This window comes from Sphingosinicella humi, assembly GCF_003129465.1.
GTDB classification, from domain to species: domain Bacteria; phylum Pseudomonadota; class Alphaproteobacteria; order Sphingomonadales; family Sphingomonadaceae; genus Allosphingosinicella; species Allosphingosinicella humi.
This window is the reverse complement of sequence record NZ_QFFF01000001.1, coordinates 1,700,615-1,718,059: the sequence shown is the minus strand read 5'-3', so window position 1 is coordinate 1,718,059 and position 17,445 is coordinate 1,700,615. Positions and strand designations below refer to the sequence as shown.

Sequence of the window (17,445 nt, the reverse complement as noted above, 5' to 3'; positions counted from 1 at the left end):
GAATCCCGCGTTTGAGCCCATCCATAAATGGCGATTGCAGACAATCCCGCAATTATTGCTCCGGCGATCCACCCCCACATGGCGTCCTACCGCGTGATTTAGGCATTAGCTGCAACAATCTATACGATTACGTGAACGCTGCATATTCCCGCCGGGTATAACCGCCAGCGTTCCTGTCTGCTTCCGCCCCCTGCTCCTGCTCGAACGCCAACTCTCACCATTCCGGATCATTCGAGCGTAGCCGTTCGGGAATGCACGCCCGATGGTGCGCGTCCAGGGGGCGCAGCGACCAGTGACGAACCGGCTTTACTATGCCGACAATCTCGACGCACTGCGCGAGCATGTGGCGGACGAGAGCGTCGATCTCGTCTATCTCGACCCCCCATTCAATTCGAACGCCAACTACAACATCCTCTTCAAGTCGCCCGCCGGTCTCGCCGCCGACAGCCAGATCGAGGCGTTCGAGGATAGCTGGCATTGGAACAACGCCGCCGAGGACGCCTTCGAACAGGTGATGCGCTCGGGCTATGCGCGCGCCTTCGATCTTCTGCGCGCAATGCGGACCTTTCTCGGCGAGAACGACATGATGGCCTATCTCTCGATGATGGCGATCCGGCTCATCGAGCTCCACCGCGTGCTGAAGCCCACCGGCAGCCTCTACCTCCACTGCGATCCCACGGCTTCGCACTATCTGAAGCTGCTGCTCGACGGGGTGTTCGGGCCGGAAAATTACCTCAACGAGATAACTTGGAAGCGCACCACGGCTCATAACGATGCCGGCAAGTTCGGCCGCAACACCGACATCATCCTCTTCTATTCCAAGGGACCGAACCGGGTCTGGAATCCCATCTACAGCGCCTATAGCGAAGATTACATCGCCCGCTTTCGCAATCGAGATCCCGACGGCCGCCTCTGGATGGACGACAATCTCACCGCCAAGGGCTTGTCGGGCGGCGGTTACACCTATGAATATAAAGGCTGCACGTCACTGTGGCGGGTCCCGCCCGACACCATGCGTCGTCTCGACGGAGAGAACCGCCTACACTTCACTCGCGCCGGCGGCATAAGGCTGAAACGCTATCTGGACGAGGCTAAGGGTCTGCCGCTCCAGGCGCTGTGGGACGACATCCCGCCGATCAACTCAAGGGCGCAGGAACGGCTCGGCTATCCGACCCAGAAGCCGCTGGCGTTGCTCGAGCGCATCATCGCCGCCTCCTCGAACGAAGGCGATCTGGTGCTCGATCCCTTCTGCGGCTGCGGCACCGCCGTCCACGCCGCCGAGAAGCTCGGCCGTCGCTGGATCGGGATCGACGTCACCCATCTCGCCATTTCGCTGATCGAGCGCCGCATGAGGGACGCCTTCCCCGATTGCGCGTTCACCGTCGAGGGCACACCCAAGGATCTCGCCTCCGCCCTCGATCTCGCCCGGCGCGACAAATATCAGTTCCAATGGTGGGCGGTGGCGCGCGTCGACGGCATTCCGCTCGACGGCAAGAAGAAGGGCGCGGACGGCGGCGTCGACGGCGTCATCTATTTCAAGCCCGACGGCAAGCGCACCGAGAAGGCGCTCGTCTCGGTGAAGGGCGGCACCCATGTCGGCGTGCAGATGATCCGCGATCTCCACAGCGCTATGGAGCGCGAGAAGGCGCCGATCGGCGTCTTCATCACCGCCGCGCTCCCGACCGGCCCGATGCTGCGCGAGGCAGCGGCGGTCGGCCGCTTCACCGACGAATGGGGACGAGGCTGGCCCCGCCTTCAGATCCTCACCCTGGCCGAGCTCTTCCGCGGCGCACGCCCTGCCCTGCCTTTCGTCGACCCCCTGATCGCCCTCCGCCGCGCGAGACGCGAGGAGACGACCCGGCAGGAGAGCATGCTTTAGGCGCTCCCGCGAAATCTCCCCGCCACCAGCCGCTACACAGGTTGCGGGATGTCGTGCGCATGCTATTCATTGGGTCGGGGGGAGACGTCGTTGAGAGCATTGCATTGTTTTGCGGCTTTGACGCTCGCTCTCGCCCCCGTTGCCGCCGGGGCGGCACCGCTCCCGAAGCCGGAAGAGATCGCGGAAGCCGACGAGCGCGTCCTGCTGCCCAGGCTGGCTGCAGCCATTGATGGCGACGAGTCCGCCGAGGAAAGCCTTGCGTCACTGGATAGGCTTCTCGCCGAGTTAACGCGGCCGACGCGGCTGCGCGGCATTGTCCAGTTCGTGCGCGCAGGGCTGCTGACGCAGCAGCAAGAGGAGCTCGAGGGGCGCGAGGCGATCCGCGAAAGCATCCGGCTGCTGCCCGGTTATAGCGGGCCGCTCTTCTTCGCATCGCAGCTCTACGCCTTCACCGATCAGCCCGGTCCCGCCACCGACTATCTCTTGAGGGCGATCGAAATTGATCCGGTGCTCGTCAATGTGATTGGCGATTACGAGATCGGGAACCTCCTGAGGCGCCTGGCCGAAGCGAGCGACGACCGTCGCGCGGAAGCCCTGAGCGAGCGCCTTCTGGAGAGCGGGTGGTCGCAAGGCAGATCAAGCACAATTTCCTCCATGGCCATGCGGGTGCTCGAGGCGCGGCTCGATCGCGGCGACGTGCAGGGCGCGGCGAAGATGGTGCCGAAGCTCGTCACGCCCAGCGGCTTCGCACGGCTGCTCACCCGGAAGAAGTTTCTGCCTCTTCGCGAGCACGTCTTCGATTGGGCGGGCCCGAGACTGGAGAAGCAGTGGCCCATCTATCTCGACCAGGCCCGCGCCGAATGGGAAGTCAGCCATGATCTGGACGCCGGCCTCGATTATGCGCAGGCGCTGGCGGCCGCCGGCCATGACGCGACGCTCGCTGCGACCTTCCTCCCGCTCTTCCAACGGGAGATAAGCGCGGCCGACTATCGGCTGATCTTCATCGCGCCCGTGGTGGCAACCGGACTGGCCCGGCTGGGCCGTTGGGACGAGGCGTTCGACCTGTTCGAACACGCGCTCAGGGTGTGGCCGGCGGGCGAGTCCGCGCTTGCCATCAATCTGACGGGCAACCGGGCCAAGCTGCTCGCGAGCCGAGGCGAGTTCGAGGCGGCGGTAACGGCCTTCGATAAGGTACTGGAGGAGGCCGCCCGCTGGGGAGGCGAGGTGAACGGCGGAGCCTTGCGAGCCATCCACCTTTACCGGGCCTGCGCGTTGGAGCAGCTCGGACGGACGGATACCGATATGATCTCTATGGCCATCGTTGCCCAGAGGCGGGCGATCGAGCCGATCTCCTTCGTCTACCTTCAGCTATGCGCGAATGATTTGGAGTCCGCGCGCGAGACCTTTCTCAACGCTTTGAAGAACGAGGCGACGAGGGGCGACGTCATCGGCGTCATGCAGCCCGCCGACGAGGAGCCCCTCGACAGCGCCTTTTCCCGCACCATGGCGGAACGGTGGCGGCGGCTAAGGTCGGACAAGAGATTGATCGCCGCCGTCCGCGAATACGGGACGATCCTGTCCGAACCGGTGAATGCCGGCGCGCCCGACGAGAGGATTCCCGCCGCGGAAGGCGCCGAGGTTTATTGAGAGGACGACAGCCGCGCACCTCAGCCGGGCTGGCCGGCGGGCCCGGGTCGGGTCTCGACGGTGAGCCGATCGAGGAAGAAGTGCACCAGCGGCCCGATCGCCACCGCGTAGAGGATCGTGCCGAGGCCGATCGTGCCGCCGAGCGCGACGCCCGCGGCCAGCACCGCCACCTCTATGCCCGTCCGCACGCGACGGATCGTCCAGCCGGTGCGCGCGGAAAGGCCGGTCATCAGGCCGTCGCGCGGACCGGGGCCGAGCGAAGCGCCGATATAGGCGCCGCCGGCGATGCCGTTGAGGACGATGCCGGCCACCAGCCACGCCGCCCGCACCGGCAGGCTCTCCGGCTCCGGCAGCAGCGCCAGGCTGAGATCGGCGGCGATGCCGATCACGATCATGTTGGCGATCGTGCCAAAGCCGGGCCGCTGCCGGAGCGGGATCCAGAGCAGCATCACCACCGCGCCGACCGCGATCACCACCGTGCCGAAGCTGCCGCCGACCTGCTCGAACAGGCCCTGGTGGAACACGTCCCACGGGTTGAGCCCGAGATTCGCGCGCAGCATCAGCGCGGTCGAGAAGCCGAACAGGAAAAGCCCGGCGAAAAGCTGGATGAGGCGGCGCGTCATGCCGCGGCCTTTGCCCGCATGCGCCGGCGAATCCTAGCGGCGTTCGGCGCAACCCGGCCCGCCCGAATTTGCAACGCTGTCCCGAGCCGCGGGCGGACTTCGCCGACGCCAGGCGGAACGAACGGCCCGCCCTATCATTATAACGGCCGGGCCGGCTCGACCGGCAGGACATGAAGGAACCGACATGCGCACTATGATCATCGCCGGCCTCGGCGCCGCCACTCTTGCCCTAGCGGCGTGCGGCGGGCAGGGCGACGACAGCCTCGGCGACAATGCCGCCGACGCGGCCGAGAACCGCGCCGACATTCTCGAGGACATGGCCGACAACGCCGCCACCGACGCTGAGGCCGACGCGCTCGAGCAGCAGGCGGACGTGGTCGAGGACATGGGTGAGGCCCGCGAAGAAGCGATCGACGAAGCCGACGTCAACGCCGACGCGATGACCCCGAACGAGCAGGAGGCGGCCGTCAACGGCATGTAGTCTCGCGTCCGGGCGCCGCCCTGGCGGGGGGCGCCCGTTTCGTCACCCGAAGTCCGTTCGTCCCGAGCGGAGCCTGGCTCCGGAGGAGGCAAGCGCAGTCGAAGGGCGCACCTCGCAGTCCGACAGGCGCCCCTCGACTTCGCTCGGGACGAACGGCGCTCAGTCCCGCCAACCGCTGTTCTTCCTCAGCCACGCCCCGGGCCCGCACTGGCAAGTCGGCCGCGCACCTCTTATCTCCCTAGTGGAATTCTCCCCGGAACAAAGCTAGAACCCTGCGCATGGCACTCACCACCATCTCCGTCCGCGGCGCGCGCGAGCACAATCTCAAGGGCGTCGACGTCGACATTCCGCGCGACACGCTGACGGTCATCACCGGCCTCTCGGGCTCGGGCAAATCCAGCCTCGCCTTCGACACCATCTATGCCGAGGGGCAGCGGCGCTACGTCGAGTCGCTCAGCGCCTATGCGCGCCAGTTCCTGGAGATGATGCAGAAGCCCGACGTCGACCATATCGAAGGGCTCTCCCCCGCCATCTCGATCGAGCAGAAGACGACCAGCCGCAACCCGCGCTCCACCGTCGCCACCGTCACCGAGATCTACGACTATATGCGCCTGCTCTGGGCCCGGGTCGGCGTGCCCTACAGCCCCGCCACCGGCCTTCCCATCTCCGCCCAGACGGTCAGCCAGATGGTCGACCGCGTCATGGCCCTTCCCGAAGGCACCCGCCTCTACCTCCTCGCTCCGGTCGTGCGCGGCCGCAAGGGCGAGTATCGCAAGGAAATGGCGGAGTGGCAGAAGGCCGGCTTCACCCGCGTCCGCATCGACGGCCAGTTCTACGACATCGAGGACGCCCCCGCCCTCGACAAGAAATACAAGCACGACATCGAGGTGGTGGTCGACCGCCTCGTCGTCCGCGAAGGCATCGAGACTCGCCTGGCGGATTCGCTGGAGACCGCGCTCAAGCTCTCCGAAGGCCTCGTTTACATGGACCCGGCCGATCCGCCGAAAGCAGAAGATTCCGTTCGTCCCGAGCGGAGCCCGGAGGGCGTAGTCGAGGGGCGCACCTCGGAGTCGTCGGCAGACGCCCCTCGACTTCGCTCGGGACGAACGGAGGCCTCGGGGGACAAGGCGGACAAGGCCGCTCTCCAGGACAATGCCCCGCCCGGCCGCATCGTCTTTTCCGAAAAGTTCGCCTGCCCGGTCTCCGGCTTCACCATCGCCGAGATCGAGCCGCGGCTGTTCAGCTTCAACGCCCCGCAGGGCGCCTGCCCCGCCTGCGACGGCCTTGGCGAAAAGCTCCTCTTCGATCCGGACCTCGTCGTCCCCAACCACGCCCTCACCATCAAGAAGGGCGCCGTCGTCCCCTGGGCCAAGTCCAACCCGCCCAGCCCCTATTACATGCAGGTGCTGGGCTCCCTCGCCCGCGAGTTCGGCTTCAGCCTCGACACCCCCTGGGCGGACCTGCCCGAGGAGGTGCGCGACATCATCCTCTTCGGCACCAAGGGCAAGCCCGTCACCCTCACCTTCGTCGACGGCCGCAAGACCTACGACGTCAAGAAGCCCTTCGAAGGCGTGATCGGCAACCTCAACCGCCGCATGCTCCAGACCGAATCCGCCTGGATGCGCGAGGAGCTCGGCAAATATCAAAGCTCCGCCCCCTGCGAGACCTGCGGCGGCGCCCGCCTCCGCCCTGAGCCGCTCGCGGTCAAGATCGCCGGCGAGGACATCAGCCAGTCCACCCGCCGCAGCGTCCGCCACGCCTATGAATGGTTCTCGACCCTCGAGGAAAAGCTCGCCCCGCAGCAGCAGGAGATCGCCCGCGCGATCCTCAAGGAGATCAACGAGCGCCTCGGCTTCCTCAACAATGTCGGCCTCGATTATCTGAACCTCGACCGCACCTCCGGCACCCTGTCGGGCGGCGAGAGCCAGCGCATCCGTCTTGCGTCACAGATCGGCTCCGGCCTCTCGGGCGTCCTCTACGTCCTCGACGAGCCCTCGATCGGCCTCCACCAGCGCGACAACGACCGCCTGCTCGTGACCCTCAAGCGCCTGCGCGATCTCGGCAACACCGTGCTCGTCGTCGAGCATGACGAGGACGCCATCCGCACCGCCGACCATGTCATCGACATGGGCCCCGGCGCCGGCGTCCATGGCGGCGAGATCGTGGCGCAAGGCACGCTCGAGGAAGTGCTGGCGAACGAGAAGTCGCTGACCGCCGATTACCTGACGGGCCGCCGCGCCGTCGCCGTCCCGGCCCAGCGCCGCAAGGGCAACGGCAAGAAGCTCACCGTCCACGGCGCCACCGCGAACAACCTCAAGAACGTCACCGCCTCGATCCCCTTGGGCACCTTCACCTGCATCACCGGAGTCTCGGGCTCGGGCAAGTCGAGCTTCACCATCGACACCCTCTACGCCTCCGCCGCGCGCCAGCTGAACGGCGCCCGCATCCTCAGCGGCAAGCATGAGAAGCTCACCGGCCTCCAATATCTCGACAAGGTGATCGACATCGATCAGTCGCCGATCGGCCGCACCCCGCGCTCCAACCCGGCGACCTATACCGGCGCCTTCACCTCCATCCGCGACTGGTTCGCGGGCCTCCCCGAGGCGCAGGCGCGCGGCTACAAGCCCGGCCGCTTCAGCTTCAACGTCAAGGGCGGCCGCTGCGAGGCCTGCTCGGGCGACGGCGTCCTCAAGATCGAGATGCACTTCCTCCCCGACGTCTACGTCACCTGCGACGTCTGCCACGGCGCCCGCTACAATCGCGAGACCCTGGAGGTGAAATTCAAGGGGATGAGCATCGCCGACGTGCTCGACATGACGGTCGAGGACGCGCACGAATTCTTCAAGGCCGTCCCCCCGATCCGCGACAAGATGGCGATGCTGGAGGAGGTCGGCCTCGGGTACGTCAAGGTCGGCCAGCAGGCGACGACCTTGAGCGGCGGCGAAGCCCAGCGCGTCAAGCTCGCCAAGGAACTCTCCCGCCGCGCGACCGGCCAGACCCTCTACATCCTAGACGAGCCCACCACCGGCCTCCACTTCGAGGACGTGCGCAAGCTCCTCGAAGTCCTCCACGCCCTCGTCGAGCAGGGCAACACGGTGGTGGTGATCGAGCACAACCTCGAAGTCATCAAGACCGCCGACTGGATCATCGACCTTGGCCCCGAAGGCGGCGACAAGGGCGGCGAAATCGTCGCCGAAGGAACGCCGGAGCAGGTGGCGGAGGAGCCGCGGTCATATACGGGGCATTATCTCAAACCGCTGCTTCAGGGACCGCGCGCCGAAGCCGCAGCTTCACCAAGCAGGAAAAAACGGGGATCCACCTCGATGCGCGAGCGAGAGGCCGCTGAATGATGTGATGTCGGAAGGACGACCGCCCCTCATCCTCGCCCCATGAAAGGCAGCCTACACGCCTTTTACGTGCATGACATCCACAGCCATTAGTCTGCCGTCCTGATCTTTTTCTAGGCGAAATCGTACGCGGTCTCCCTTGCGAACCGCCGACGTGGCAATAACCCGGTTGCCGTGGAAAAACATATCAACTGGCATACCGTCCTGCACTATGAAGCCAAATTTATCGCTTATCTTGAAGAACTTAACTGTCCCCTCGAAGAAACCAGCTCTGCTGGGAGCAACGACGGCCGTACCGCTCTTCCGTCTCGAGCGAATTTTTTTCCCCGTGTTCAGAACGTTTCCGAGACCGTAATGTATTTCATAATCCATATTTGTTTTGACTTTAGGCGAGATATTTGACGGGCTTCTTTCAATAAAGCACCACCGAATAAATCGTTCGTCGTCCGTCATTTCTATGTAAGAAATGATATTCTGGTCGTACAAAAACTGGAGGAAGTCTTCAGCTGTTTCCATAAAGTCGGGACGCTTCTTACCCGATCGTCCAATGAAAGTGACAAAATCGGCATACGCGCTGAGGAACTTGCTGTAATCAAACTTGTTATGGCCATCTAAGTATTCGAAGAATTTCAAAAATAGCTCATACTCGTCCTCACCGTAATAAAACGACAGGCTATCTTTAACTTCTCCAAGCATATAAGTACCATATGCCCGCCTAAATTCTTTTGAAGTCAGCTGTTCGTACGTAAAATTATCTGTGGCCTGTCCCGTCCGGACGTATAATTCGTCAAGGGTGTCCAAAACGGCTAATATGTCTCGAGGGCGGTGAAATGAATATCGGAGCACTGTGATAAATGATGTTGGCCTACTCTCTTCCTCGAGAAGAGATGCTGCATTAAAGGGGAAATAATGATCCCAAGCCACACCCGGCTGAGGGCTGGTATCCTGCTGTACTGACAGAAATCTGTCAGCCATTTTGAATAGGTTAGACTCCCGATACCCATGGTATCTGGTGCGCCAATCTAATACTGTTGAGTTATCCTTCAGCTTGGTATTTCTATTTTGCATTCCAAGCGAATTAAATATATCCGGTCGTAAAAGAGCAACTACCTTAATTCGACCTTTTGAGTCCCGTATGCTCGGAAAGAAATCGTTGTTCAGACTCCATAGAGCATTAGCAAGCCCTTTAACACAATCCTGATATCTTGGATATGGTATGCTTTCTGGTCTTATGTCTATGCCGTCGATAAATACGGTGTGATCCGCAGTTAGATTGAGAGACGATATTGCATTTTCGAATGACCGTTGGATGGTCAGGAGGTCGGTCTGAAATCTTTGTAGATTCTTTTGGGTGCTTGAGGATTGTTTGACATCTGCACCAGCCTGAACCAAGCCGGCAAACTTTACCAACATCTTTATTATTTCTTCGGAGTTCTCAACCAATTGCAAGCCGGAGACGACCTCAGGCGAGAACGCGTTCTGGTAATAGGCGTCTATCGCTGCCTTGAGGCCCTTGAACTTATTGTTGGCCCCCGCGAACGAACGCGCCTCGTTCTCAATTATCGAGCCTGCTACCAATAGGAGCAGAATTACTTTCCATATGTCTACGTACTCGGAAAGGCCCAACGCATTCTGATTTTTTAAGGCGACAAACTTGGTGTAGTCAGTTTCTCTTATAAACTTGTGTGAGTATTTACGCACATCGCTGGGAGAATTAGTTAGGTAGACTGCATATGCTGTCTTGCCTGTACCCTTCTCGCCAACGAGAAAGAAGGTGTTACGCTCTGTCAGTTCTTCGAGTGCCTCGGTACGCAGGAAAATCTGATTAAACAGATTCTTATTCTCACGCCTGCGATAGTTCTCCGCATCCGCAAACCCGAATGTAAGCTTATTCAGTGGCTTCAAGAGTCGGCCCTCCGGTTAGGGAACTTATCCGTGGCGGAAGTAAGCGCAACCCAGTTGCTGACAAAATTTGGAGCCCCGTAGGATTACCGTGACAGTGCGCTAATTTCGTCGGTCAGCGGTCCTTGGCAGTTTCCGGGCACAGATGTAACTCGCCCCGTCACCGCCGCATAGCCTGCTCATGCCGCGCCTCGGTCTCGCCCCCGACCGTCAGCTGTAGGCTCCCCACCGCCGCCGCCTCGCGCTAAACAGGCGCGATGTGCAACGACTATCGCCGCACGCCGCCGATGCACACGATCCGCGAGCAGTGGAGCCAGACGCGCATCCCCTTGCTGTTCCCTTAAAGGCCTGCCCAACCTCGCCCCGCTGGAATCGATCCGCATCACCGCCGCCGTCATCCGCGCCTCCGGGCAGGCTCCGTCCCTGCCTTCGATCTGCAAGCCGCTTCCCGCCCGCCGCCTCGATCCGGTCAGGGTCTCCTGGGCAGGGCCTGAAGGCTTTGCCTGCTTCGCGTCTTCGCGCTTTCGCGTGAACCAGAAAAGGCTTTCCTACAGGCCCTGCTTTCTGGTTCATCATGCCGGATGAAGCCGTCTGTTCCTCTCGCCGACCAGCGCCGCATTCCCGCCCGCGCCCAACCACGGGGCCAGGCCGGTCCCATGGCCAGTGCGACCGTTGGGACCATTCGCCCGGTCCGAGCGCGAGTTCCGGGGAGCGAGCCTGGGCCAGGCCGCCTGATGACTCGGCTGAGGTGTGGCCTTCGTGTCGGCGCCGCCGCTTTTCCGCGCCGCCGCTCCCCCGCTTCTGCCGCCCGCTTCTGGCGCCCGCCTCCCGCTCCCGCTACACGGACAACCATGTGCAACGACTATCGCCGCACGCCGCCGATGCACACGATCCGCGAGCAGTGGAGCCAGACGCGCATCCCCTTGCTGTTCCCGGAAGGGCTGCCCAACCTCGCGCCGCTGGAATCGATCCGCATCACCGATCCCGGCGCTATTGTCCGGGCGTCGGAGCAGGAGCCGGGCTCGGCCGAGCTGGTCGTGCGCCGCTGGTCCTGGCCCGGCCCGGGCGGCAAGCCGGTCTATAATTACCAATCGGATGGGCGGGAGTTCACCAAAGGCCGCTGCCTGATCGTCGCCGACGGCTTCTACGAGTTCACCACGCCCGTCGTCGCCCCCGGCGCGCCGAAGCCGAAGCGCAAGGACAAGTGGCTGTTCACCCGGCCGGGCGAGGAGGTGATCGGCATCGCCGGCCTGTGGCGCGCCACGGCACAGGTGGGCGAGGCCTTCACCATGCTGACCTGCCCGCCCGGCCCGGACGTCGCCCCCTATCACGGCCGCCAGATCGTGATCGTCGACCGCGCCGACTGGGGCCGCTGGCTCGACCCCTCCGTCCCCGCCGCCGAAATCTGCCAACCCCTCCCGGCCGGAAGCCTCGCCGTCAGCAAAGTGGCGTGACGATGCCTGGGGCCGTCGACTATCCAGCCGTCACCACGCGTCGACGAAGCGCTCGCCGGCGCTCAGCAGGGATTCGATCCTTGCCCATCGCGGCTCCAGCCGATCGCGCCGGGCCTAGGCGCCGGCGTCGGCGAGCTGGCGGGCGTCCGCTGCGTCCCAGGCCATGCGGATGCCCTTGGGCAGGGCGCCCCTGACCTTGGTGACCTGGCCTTCGGAGATGTGGCGGGTCAGCACCGCGAAGACGGCGCGGATCGCCTCTTCGGGATCGATCGGCCGCGTGTCGCTCAGCCATTCGGCGACCTCAGCGACGAACTCTTCCTGGCTGTTGCAGCCGCTCGGCTGCCGGCCGGGCTCATATTGGTCGTAATAGACGCCCCTCACGAGCAGCGGCAGCTGCGAGCCCAAATGGGCGGAGAGCTCAACGGGAAGCCGGTCGCGCAGCTTGTGGAGCACGGTCGACAGCACCTTCCAGGCGACGTGCCGGTCGGGCCCGATCCGCTCCATGATCTCGTTGAGCCAGATGTTGGTGGTTTGCAGCGTCTTGTCGAAGACGTCCAGGCCGGTGGCGCTCATGGCGACCTCCTTCGTTGGCGGACATGCCATGCCAACCGCCGCGCGGCGCTTCCGTTCCCCTTCAAAATGCACCCGCGGGCCGGGGCGGGTGCGGTGCGAGGCGGGCACTACTTGCCGAGCTGGCCGCGTATGGCGCCGGCCGGGAAGTCGGCATTGTGGACGTTGACGTAGAAGCCGGCCGGCGTCTGGATCAGCGCCTTGGCCAGCTCGGCGGTGACGCTGGCGCAGCCCTCGCTGGCGCCGTCGGCGGGCGCCTCGAGCGTCGCCACCGGCGGGCCCGACTCGTTCGAACGGGCCTTGTGGATATGGGCGGCGGTTGCGGTCTCGATACCCGAGACCTTCAGCGTGTAGCAGACGCGCGCCTCGCCCGGATTGACCTGGAGGGCGGCGGTGCCGGCGCCGTCCGCATCGCCGGGTCCGGGCCGCTCGGCCGCACCGGTCAGCGCGGCGGTGAGCTTGTGCCCCTCCTCCTGGGCGAGGGCCGGGCCGGCGGCGAGCAGCAAGGCCAGCGGCAGCATGGTCCTGATCATCGGATCCTCCTTTCGCCGCATGCGGCGCGGGACTCAGTGGTAGAAATAGGGATCGAGGACTCTGACTTCGTAGATGGCGTCGACAGGGAGGCCGTTCTTCTCGGCGACGTTGCAGATCGCGTCGGGAGTCGGCGCGTCGTAGATACAGAAGGTCCTGGTCTTGTCGGCGCTGACATAGGAATGGACCCAGCTCACGCCCTCGCCGGCGTTGCGCGCGACGACGCCGCAGCACGCCTCGGCGCCTACGTCGTTGGTGGGGATGTTGAGACCGTCCGGAAAGCTGCGTTCGACCAGGTAGCGGGGCATGGGACCTCTCCTTTCGCCAGACGGACCAGAATAGCATGACCCCGGAGTCGCGGCAAAGCACTGGCGGCGCCGATCCGCATTCCATTCGCCGCGATATCCGGTCCCGCCGGCTCTGGCATTCTGTAGCGGACTGGGACGGGCGGCTGCTTGTGCGGCGGTCGCTTTTCGGGCGATACTCCGCCCCTCAACAGGGGGGAGATGACGTGGGCGAGGCCACCTTCAAACTTGCGCCGCTGCGCGCGATGCTGCCCGCATCGCTCGGCGAGCGGCTGGAGCCGCATGCGCGGGTAGTCGGAGCGGCGCCCGGCGAGATGGTGCTGAGCTTCGGCGCGCGCAGCACCGAGGTCTATCTGATCCTCGACGGCCATGTCCGCGCCCAGCTCTATTCGCCCGGCGGCCACGAGGTGATCCTCGGCGATCTCGGCCCCGGCGACATCTTCGGCGAAGTCGCGGCGATCGACGCCGCCCCCCGCACCGCGACCGTGGCCGCGGTCTCCGAATGCCGCTTCGCCCGCATTCCGGGCGCCATCTTCCGCGAGGCGGTGCTCGGCGATCCGGCGGCGGCGGAGTGGCTGGCGATGCAGCTGATGGCGCGGATCCGCCTGCTCACCGAGCGCATTTTCGAGCTCAACACCCTCGCCGTCCGCGACCGGCTCCATTGCGAGCTGCTCCGGCTCTGCCTCGACGCGGGCATCGAGGCCAATCGCGCGGTGATCGAAGACGCCCCCACCCACAGCGAGATAGCCGCCCGGATCGGCACCCATCGCGAGGCGGTGACCCGCGAGCTGCAGTCGCTCGCCCGGCGCGGCATCGTGACCCAGCAGCGCCGGCGGCTGGCGGTGAGCGACGTACTGGCCCTCGCCCGCATCGTCCGCGCCGCCGCCGGCGACGTCGAGCTCATCCAGCAGGTAGTAGGGACGGTGCGCGAATAGGCGCGCCTCCCACACCGCGGGCACTGTGGCAAATGCCACAGACGGGCGGCGGACCGGGGGCCAAGAGGCTGCCTCCCACGCACCGTTTTCACGGGCGGACGGCGGGGGCTGAAGGGGGGAGACGCGGCGTGGGGCCGCGGTCTTCCGGCCCGGTCGCCGAACCCGACAGGGACGTGGGTAGGGGAGGGCTCGGTCCCTCCCCTATTTTCCCTGCAACGGCGATGCGGTCACCCGATCTCGCCGACGACGGGCGGGGCGTCCGAGAGATAGCCGATGCGGGCGAAACCGGCCCGCAGCGCCAACGCGACCGCCCGGTCCCAGCATCCCGGGCGCGCCCGCGCCGGCCGCGGCCCGATCACCACCCCCGCCGTGCGTGCCGCCAGCCGCCGCAGATGCGCCTCGAGCCGGGCTTCGGCCGACGGCAGGGCAAAGCGGCGTCCCTCGACCTCGATCACGCAGCTATTATCGCCGCCGACGTCGATGAAGACGGCGTCGTCGCGGGTGAGTGAGGCGCAGGCGGTAAGCAGGGCGAACGGCAGAGCGAGCCGGAGAGAGCAAAGACGTGTCGCCGGCAATGCGGCGCTGAGCATAGCGCCTCTCCTGCAGACTCATTTGTCAGGAGCATAGCAGGCGGCGGGGCCGTCCCGAAACGGGTTGTAAGTTGCTTTTTAGCTGAGACGCATCGAAGGGGGCTGTGCCCTCATTCGGCGGCGGCGGCCATCTCGGCCTTCTTGGCCTCGGCTTCGGCCCGCATTCTTTCGCTGCGGGCGGCGCGGGCGGCCATATTGTCCCAGGCGGCGGCGGCGCGGAGGCAGCGGTCGCGGACATTGTCGAGGGTCGCGGCGTCGGCATCGGTGCGCGCCTCGGCGGCGCGGGCGAGATAGAAATCGAGCTGCTGCGACATGTGGGACTTTCCGTGAAGGGTGGGAAATGGGGAGAAGGGAGGCCCCCCGCGACCCTCTCCCGCACGCGGGAGAGGGGGGGCAGTGCTTACGCGGCCGTCAGGTTGACGGCGCTCATCTTGCCGCGCCGGTCCTGCTCGAGCTCGTAGGAGACGCGCTGGTCCCGATCGAGCGTGCGCATGCCGGCCGCCTCGACGGCGGTGATGTGGACGAAGGCGTCGTTGCCGCCATCCTCGGGCTGGATGAAGCCATAACCCTTGTCCGCGTTGAAGAATTTCACGGTGCCGATAGGCATATTCAATTTCCTTCCGGATTGTAGCAGGCCGACCATCGGCCCACGGGTGCTAGAAGAAGCGAGGGAGAAGGAAAGAGGAGCCGCAAAGCACCAAAGACCGTCCATTTGCGACTGGTAGCCGGTTCTACATAGGGGAATGCGCCGAAAATTACAATGATGAGCAGCCGCGGCGGGGGTGGTACGATGCTTACATCGAATTGAGATGAAGAATGTTTCCGTCCGGATCCTTCAGCCAGACCAGCTTCGCGCCGCCTGCGACATGGACGTTGCCTTCGAGGCGGCCGATGTCGGGATAATGTTCGAAGGCGACGCCCTTCGCCTCCAGCGCCGAGACGATCGCCTCGAGATCGCCGCCGACACCCCAGACGACGCCGTTGGCGCGATTGGTGCCGGCATAGTTTGAGGCATAGACGACGAGGCGGGTGGCGCCGGTCCGGTACACGAGCACGCCCTCCTCCGTGCCTTCCTCCGCCAGTTCCAGGCCGAGCACGTCGCCGTAGAAGGCGCGGGCGCGGCCCAAATCGCGGACGGCGACGATGGCCGAGCTGTCATGGTCCTTCAGCATGGGATTCCCTTCTTCGATGTGCCCCCTTTTTCGCTCAACCGCCACCGGCATCGGAGGTTCAATCGCGGACGGAAAAGAGTGGCCGGCGGCGGCGGTTCTTCCGCGTCCATGCACGATCCGCTATCGATGCGGCCATGCCGCGTGCGCTCAAGGTCTTCCGCCTCCCGATCGGCTTTCACGACGCCTATGTGGCGGCGCCGACGCAGAAGGCGGCGATCGAGGCGTGGGGATCGGACAAGGATGTGTTCCAGCGCAAGCAGGCGGAGCTGGTCACCGATCCCCAGTTGACCCAGGAGCCGCTCGAAAACCCCGGCCACGTCATCAAGCGCCTGCGCGGCACGGCCGCCGAGCAGATCGCGGCTTTGGGCGAGAGGAAGCCGGTATCGGACTCCCCCGCTGGCCGGCGAAAGGCGGGATCCACTTCAGGCGCCGAAACTGGACCCCGGCCTTCGCCGGGGATCAAGAAGAAGCCCACCAAGCAACCGGCTCCCAAACCCAAGCCCCGCCCCAGCCGGGCCAAGCTTGACGAAGCCGAACAGGCGCTGGCCGAGGCCGAAGCGAGGCACAAGGCGGCACTCGAGGAGCTGCGCGCACGCGAGGCCGCGCTCGCCCGCGAGCGCAAGGCGCTGGAGACGGAGCAGGACGAGGAGCGCGAGCGGCTGGAGGCGCGGCGCGGCAAGGCCGAGGCGGCTTATGAGGAGGCGATGCGGCGGTGGCGCGAGAGTTGACCGCCGTCTCGCCTGGAAGGGCCTAAGGCAAAAGCGGGATTCCCGCTCCGGCCGCAATGACGCTACAGAGCCCGTGTGTATCTCGCCCGCCTTTCCCTCACCCACTTCCGTTCCTACGCCGACGCCCTGATCGCGCCCGGCCCCGGCTTCGTCGTCCTCACCGGCGAGAATGGCGCCGGCAAGACCAATGTGCTGGAGGCGGTGTCGCTCCTTTCGCCCGGCCGGGGCCTCAGGGGCGCGACGCTGACGGAAATGGCGCGCAAGGACGGCCCCGGCGGCTTCGCGGTGGCGGCTCGCCTGGAGTTTCCCCTCCCGCTCGCGGGAGGGGATCAAGGGGAGGGCCTGTCTGCTCTCGCAGCGACAGGGACGGACAGCCCCTCCCGCGAGCGGGAAGGGAGCGTCGACATCGGCACCGGCACCACGGCGTCCGCCCCCGAGCGCCGCCAGGTCCGCATCAACGGTGCGCCCGCCTCGGCCACCTCGCTGTCGGAATGGCTCTCGGTCCTCTGGCTCACCCCCGCCATGGACCGGCTCTTCACCGAAAGTCCCGGCGGACGCCGCCGCTTTCTCGACCGCCTCGTGCTGGGGCTTCGCCCCGACCACGCCGTCCACGCCGCCCGCTACGAAGCCGCCATGCGCGCGCGCAACAAGCTGCTCGCCGAGGAACGGCCGGACACGGAATGGCTCGCCGCCCTCGAAGCCCGTATGGCTGAGCATGGCGCCGCGCTGGCCGAAGCCCGAGCCGCCACCGTGGAAGCGCTCGGCGCTCGCCTCTCGGCTGCCCCCGAAGGCCCATTCGCCCGCGCCGGCCTCGCGCTGGAAGGCGGGGCCGGCGAAAACCTCGCCCGCGAGCTTGCCTCCGGCCGCGGCCGCGATGCCGCCGCCGGCCGCACCCTCGCCGGCCCGCACCGCGCCGACCTCGCCGTCACCCATCTCGGCAAGAACCAGCCCGCCGCCCTCTGCTCGACCGGCGAGCAGAAGGCGCTTCTCCTCGGTATCGTCCTCGCCCATGCCGATCTCGTCGCGCAGCGCGCCGGCCGCCGCCCCATCCTTCTCCTCGACGAGGTCGCCGCCCATCTCGATCCCACCCGTCGCGCCGCCCTCTTCGACCGCCTCGCCGCCGCCGGCGGCCAGGTGTGGCTCACCGGCACCGAACGCTCGCTGTTCGGGGCGATCGGTGAGGCGACCTGGCTGGACGTGGAGAATGGGAAGCTCCGGCCCCACCCGTGATCCCGGACTTGATCCAAGAGCAAATCCCGGGTCGCACGTTCCACCGCCTTG

At 65.4% G+C, this 17,445-nt stretch carries 17 protein-coding genes; 8 read left to right on the top strand and 9 right to left on the bottom strand.

The window, feature by feature from the left end:
• Positions 1–292 precede the first annotated feature (292 nt).
• A complete protein-coding gene (locus DF286_RS08540) occupies positions 293–1,879 on the top strand; it encodes a DNA methyltransferase (RefSeq protein ID WP_243444772.1) in 1,587 nt (528 codons plus the stop codon).
• Positions 1,880–1,969: 90 nt separating this feature from the next.
• Positions 1,970–3,526, top strand: coding sequence for a tetratricopeptide repeat protein (locus DF286_RS08535; protein ID WP_158274648.1), 1,557 nt, complete (start codon positions 1,970–1,972; stop codon positions 3,524–3,526).
• Positions 3,527–3,546: 20 nt separating this feature from the next.
• Here the strand turns inward: DF286_RS08535 and yczE are convergent, their stop codons facing one another.
• Positions 3,547–4,149: a membrane protein YczE gene (gene yczE / locus DF286_RS08530; RefSeq protein ID WP_109271046.1), complete on the bottom strand. Its 603-nt coding sequence runs from the start codon at positions 4,147–4,149 to the stop codon at positions 3,547–3,549.
• Between the two features lie 184 nt (positions 4,150–4,333).
• Here yczE and DF286_RS08525 point away from each other — a divergent pair, with 184 nt between their 5' ends.
• Positions 4,334–4,630, top strand: a complete 297-nt coding sequence (locus tag DF286_RS08525; protein WP_109271045.1) for a hypothetical protein — start codon at positions 4,334–4,336, stop codon at positions 4,628–4,630.
• A 278-nt stretch (positions 4,631–4,908) separates the two neighbouring features.
• A complete protein-coding gene (uvrA, locus tag DF286_RS08520) occupies positions 4,909–7,980 on the top strand; it encodes an excinuclease ABC subunit UvrA (protein WP_109271044.1) in 3,072 nt (1,023 codons plus the stop codon).
• Positions 7,981–8,031: 51 nt separating this feature from the next.
• On the opposite strand, the gene DF286_RS08515 is transcribed toward uvrA, so the two are convergent.
• Positions 8,032–9,882, bottom strand: a complete 1,851-nt coding sequence (locus tag DF286_RS08515) for a cold-shock protein (RefSeq protein ID WP_109271043.1) — start codon at positions 9,880–9,882, stop codon at positions 8,032–8,034.
• An 848-nt stretch (positions 9,883–10,730) separates the two neighbouring features.
• On the opposite strand from DF286_RS08515, the gene DF286_RS08510 reads away from it, so the two are divergent.
• Positions 10,731–11,333 carry an SOS response-associated peptidase family protein gene (locus DF286_RS08510; RefSeq protein WP_109271042.1) on the top strand — a complete coding sequence of 201 codons (603 nt, stop codon included), beginning with the start codon at positions 10,731–10,733 and terminating at the stop codon, positions 11,331–11,333.
• A 114-nt stretch (positions 11,334–11,447) separates the two neighbouring features.
• On the opposite strand, the gene DF286_RS08505 is transcribed toward DF286_RS08510, so the two are convergent.
• The 3 genes from DF286_RS08505 to DF286_RS08495 form a co-directional block, all read right to left on the bottom strand.
• On the bottom strand, positions 11,448–11,906 hold the full coding sequence (locus DF286_RS08505) for a DUF2267 domain-containing protein (RefSeq protein ID WP_109271041.1): 459 nt from the start codon (positions 11,904–11,906) through the stop codon (positions 11,448–11,450).
• A gap of 107 nt (positions 11,907–12,013) precedes the next feature.
• Positions 12,014–12,436: a CHRD domain-containing protein gene (locus DF286_RS08500; protein WP_158274647.1), complete on the bottom strand. Its 423-nt coding sequence runs from the start codon at positions 12,434–12,436 to the stop codon at positions 12,014–12,016.
• Between the two features lie 33 nt (positions 12,437–12,469).
• The gene (locus tag DF286_RS08495) at positions 12,470–12,742 is read right to left on the bottom strand and encodes a DUF4242 domain-containing protein (RefSeq protein ID WP_109271039.1); all 273 of its coding nucleotides are present in this window, start codon (positions 12,740–12,742) and stop codon (positions 12,470–12,472) included.
• A 203-nt stretch (positions 12,743–12,945) separates the two neighbouring features.
• Here DF286_RS08495 and DF286_RS08490 point away from each other — a divergent pair, with 203 nt between their 5' ends.
• On the top strand, positions 12,946–13,674 hold the full coding sequence (locus tag DF286_RS08490; RefSeq protein ID WP_243444771.1) for a Crp/Fnr family transcriptional regulator: 729 nt from the start codon (positions 12,946–12,948) through the stop codon (positions 13,672–13,674).
• Between the two features lie 227 nt (positions 13,675–13,901).
• Here DF286_RS08490 and DF286_RS08485 read toward each other — a convergent pair whose 3' ends face one another.
• From DF286_RS08485 to DF286_RS08470, 4 genes are all read right to left on the bottom strand, one after another.
• Positions 13,902–14,264, bottom strand: a complete 363-nt coding sequence (locus tag DF286_RS08485) for a hypothetical protein (protein ID WP_109271038.1) — start codon at positions 14,262–14,264, stop codon at positions 13,902–13,904.
• A 110-nt stretch (positions 14,265–14,374) separates the two neighbouring features.
• Positions 14,375–14,578, bottom strand: coding sequence for a hypothetical protein (locus DF286_RS08480; RefSeq protein WP_109271037.1), 204 nt, complete (start codon positions 14,576–14,578; stop codon positions 14,375–14,377).
• A gap of 86 nt (positions 14,579–14,664) precedes the next feature.
• Positions 14,665–14,871 (bottom strand): cold-shock protein, encoded by a 207-nt coding sequence (locus tag DF286_RS08475; RefSeq protein WP_109271036.1) that lies wholly within the window; start codon positions 14,869–14,871, stop codon positions 14,665–14,667.
• Between the two features lie 187 nt (positions 14,872–15,058).
• The gene (locus DF286_RS08470) at positions 15,059–15,436 is read right to left on the bottom strand and encodes a VOC family protein (protein ID WP_109271035.1); all 378 of its coding nucleotides are present in this window, start codon (positions 15,434–15,436) and stop codon (positions 15,059–15,061) included.
• Positions 15,437–15,570: 134 nt separating this feature from the next.
• On the opposite strand from DF286_RS08470, the gene DF286_RS08465 reads away from it, so the two are divergent.
• Together DF286_RS08465 and recF are read left to right on the top strand one after the other, a co-directional pair.
• Entirely contained in the window at positions 15,571–16,164 is a 594-nt protein-coding gene (locus DF286_RS08465; RefSeq protein WP_109271034.1) for a hypothetical protein, read from the top strand.
• A gap of 75 nt (positions 16,165–16,239) precedes the next feature.
• Positions 16,240–17,394 carry a DNA replication/repair protein RecF gene (gene recF / locus DF286_RS08460; protein ID WP_109271033.1) on the top strand — a complete coding sequence of 385 codons (1,155 nt, stop codon included), beginning with the start codon at positions 16,240–16,242 and terminating at the stop codon, positions 17,392–17,394.
• Positions 17,395–17,445 lie beyond the last annotated feature (51 nt).

Excerpts from the sequence above, each read along its gene's own strand:
- yczE (WP_109271046.1), bottom strand. The coding sequence starts at position 4,149 with ATGACGCGCCGCCTCATCCAGCTTTTCGCCGGGCTTTTCCTGTTCGGC.
- DF286_RS08525 (WP_109271045.1), top strand. The coding sequence starts at position 4,334 with ATGCGCACTATGATCATCGCCGGCCTCGGCGCCGCCACTCTTGCCCTA.
- uvrA (WP_109271044.1), top strand. The coding sequence starts at position 4,909 with ATGGCACTCACCACCATCTCCGTCCGCGGCGCGCGCGAGCACAATCTC.
- DF286_RS08510 (WP_109271042.1), top strand. The coding sequence starts at position 10,731 with ATGTGCAACGACTATCGCCGCACGCCGCCGATGCACACGATCCGCGAG.
- DF286_RS08505 (WP_109271041.1), bottom strand. The coding sequence starts at position 11,906 with ATGAGCGCCACCGGCCTGGACGTCTTCGACAAGACGCTGCAAACCACC.
- DF286_RS08500 (WP_158274647.1), bottom strand. The coding sequence starts at position 12,436 with ATGATCAGGACCATGCTGCCGCTGGCCTTGCTGCTCGCCGCCGGCCCG.
- DF286_RS08495 (WP_109271039.1), bottom strand. The coding sequence starts at position 12,742 with ATGCCCCGCTACCTGGTCGAACGCAGCTTTCCGGACGGTCTCAACATC.
- DF286_RS08485 (WP_109271038.1), bottom strand. The coding sequence starts at position 14,264 with ATGCTCAGCGCCGCATTGCCGGCGACACGTCTTTGCTCTCTCCGGCTC.
- DF286_RS08480 (WP_109271037.1), bottom strand. The coding sequence starts at position 14,578 with ATGTCGCAGCAGCTCGATTTCTATCTCGCCCGCGCCGCCGAGGCGCGC.
- DF286_RS08475 (WP_109271036.1), bottom strand. The coding sequence starts at position 14,871 with ATGCCTATCGGCACCGTGAAATTCTTCAACGCGGACAAGGGTTATGGC.
- DF286_RS08470 (WP_109271035.1), bottom strand. The coding sequence starts at position 15,436 with ATGCTGAAGGACCATGACAGCTCGGCCATCGTCGCCGTCCGCGATTTG.
- DF286_RS08465 (WP_109271034.1), top strand. The coding sequence starts at position 15,571 with ATGCCGCGTGCGCTCAAGGTCTTCCGCCTCCCGATCGGCTTTCACGAC.